Source organism: Rahnella sp. P4_A8, from assembly GCF_056402435.1.
Genome location: NZ_JBFUHK010000169.1, coordinates 1 through 2,203, shown reverse-complemented (window position 1 = coordinate 2,203; position 2,203 = coordinate 1). Strand labels below are relative to the sequence as shown.

Below are 2,203 nucleotides of genomic sequence, written 5' to 3'. Positions count from 1 at the left end.
CCCGATACCTTTTACCTTATCAAGCAACAGACGCTTTGCTGCCAGATCGTCATCCTGGCGTAGCCGCTGCTTAATTTCGGCATCCAGTACATCAATCTCAACATCGAGCCATTCAATGTGCCGCATAATTCCTTGTTCAACATAAGCGCCGCATCGTTCTTTGCAACGGTTAGATTCCATCACACGGTTCTGAACCAGCTGACGCCGACGTGTCAACAGTACGGCCAGGTCTTGCTGCTGCTCGCTTTTCGCCGGTCTGAATTGTGGAGTCATGCGTCGGCCATATTCGCAAATAATTCTCGCGTCAATTGGGTCGCTCTTTGCCACCTTCCCCATAGCTCTGGCAAAGTTCTTGATCTGACGAGGATTAATTACTGCGACCGGCAGACCCGCAGCACTGAGCATTAACTCGGCAGTACAGTGATACCGGCTTGTTGCTTCCATAATTATTCCCGTAACAGAAAGCCCGCTCAGAGCTGCCTGCAATTCAAGTATTCCTGCAGCTGAATTTTCCAGATGCAGTAGCTGCCCGGTAGTATCGATAAATACTTCCAGAGTGTTTTTAGCTACATCTATACCGATTGTGGTTTTATCACTCATGTTCAGTTCTCCCTGCCTTGCAGATACGGGCTGTTTGCACGCCCCGGCAATTGTTCGGGTTAATACTGAGAATGACGTTGCGCAATGATGCTCACCCTCGGGCTCATATCCCAGGACGACGAACGTGCTGCAACATCAGGTAAAACACAATGAGTGTATACGCTTCTCACTGTCATCCTAAACATACAAGGAGACGACGGAGTGAACACTTGCAGGCGCAGCGGCCCGGCTACAGTGCGGGCACGGGGTTGGCGCTAACGTTAAGGACGTGGGGGGATAGCACGGAAGTGAGCAAATCAGGGCGGCACCGTCAGGTGCTATGGATGTGGAGCAACGCGACATCCTTGGGTGAAAAGCCGCCAGGCACAGGACCGGCGCAGAAAGGTACACCGACTTACCCCCCGCGAATACCGAAGTTACTCAGTGAATCTGTGGATAACCGGCTGCGGTTTGAAATGAGGCGGTAGTCTGCGACGACCGGGGCGGTACCCGAAATGAATGGCAGCAGGACAGACACCGGCCAGGCCGGCCCCTGGGGTCAGACGATGAATGAGGATAACATTCTGTTCGTCGCGGGCGGTTCAGAGGTGCCCACGATTCTCTTCAAGCAGGTCAATCGCCTGCTGCATCACGCCGGCCGTATAGTTGTCTTCAATAATTTTCGCATAAGCCAGCCGGTCGGCCAGGCATTCCACCAGGGTATCGTGACAGATTTCGTTACCTGTCAGAAAAATACGAGTCGCTGCGTCAGCGACGGCATCTTTGACATCCGAGAAGAAAATCAGCTCTTTGGGAAAGCGGGGATTAATGACCATTTCATGTCTCCGGCGGGGTTAAACGCTCCTCTTATCATGCGTCCGGGTTCTGATGCCGTCCAGCACGACCAGGCAGTCGTCTTGAGAATGTCGAAAAACGGTAAAAAATCTATCCTGTAAAAACCCGCAACGCTCGCCGCAGACTCGGCTGAGGCGTACCGCAGCATCGCGAGGAACGAACAGCCGCGACGAGGAAGCGTCATATCGTCTGCAGCTGATGTGAAAACCGCACACTCCCTGCCTGATGTAGCCCTAAAAAAAACCGGCACGCAGGCCGGCGGAAAGCGATGATCGGTTTTACTTACGGTTTTTCTTCCAGGTTTCAGAGGCCAGAAACGCCGCGCGTACCACCACAATGGCCCAGCACAGCTGCAGGAGTATCTTCACGGGCACGCTGAATCCGTCAAATATCAGCAGCGGCACGATAAACAGGCAACTGATGAGAAAACACCACTCCGCCGCGCTTTTGCGCGCCCTGCCCGTCAGCGTCTCCAGCCCGATGATCCCTTTGCATAACAGCATCAATGACATGGTTCTCTCCACAAATCTTCCGGCACGCCGGAGGGCTTCAGTCTTTTTTCAGCATGCGTTTGAAATTAGTTCGGGCCTGCCCTTCCCCTTCCGTACTGCCGGTGGGTTCCGGGAGCACTGAGGGGGCAGGCACCTGGCCAGCGCAGGCGGCAATGACGTCCTGAATGCTGGCCGTCGTGGGCTGCCATCCCGTCGTTTGCTGAATAATACTCACCAGCTGGTCGGCGGTCAGCTGACCATCGAATAACATGGACAAC

Annotated in this window: 3 protein-coding genes and 1 pseudogene; all 4 read right to left on the bottom strand. The window is 54.0% G+C overall.

What is annotated here, in order from left to right; translation table 11 throughout:
- On the bottom strand, positions 1-600 hold a 600-nt coding region (locus tag AC1DUO_RS24245), incomplete at its 3' end, for an IS110 family transposase (protein WP_477989142.1).
- Positions 601-1,181: 581 nt separating this feature from the next.
- Entirely contained in the window at positions 1,182-1,415 is a 234-nt protein-coding gene (locus tag AC1DUO_RS24240; protein ID WP_241917305.1) for a hypothetical protein, read from the bottom strand.
- A 297-nt stretch (positions 1,416-1,712) separates the two neighbouring features.
- Positions 1,713-1,946: a hypothetical protein gene (locus AC1DUO_RS24235; protein WP_241917304.1), complete on the bottom strand. Its 234-nt coding sequence runs from the start codon at positions 1,944-1,946 to the stop codon at positions 1,713-1,715.
- A gap of 37 nt (positions 1,947-1,983) precedes the next feature.
- A pseudogene (locus AC1DUO_RS24230) lies at positions 1,984-2,203 on the bottom strand (plasmid partitioning/stability family protein); the annotation flags it as partial.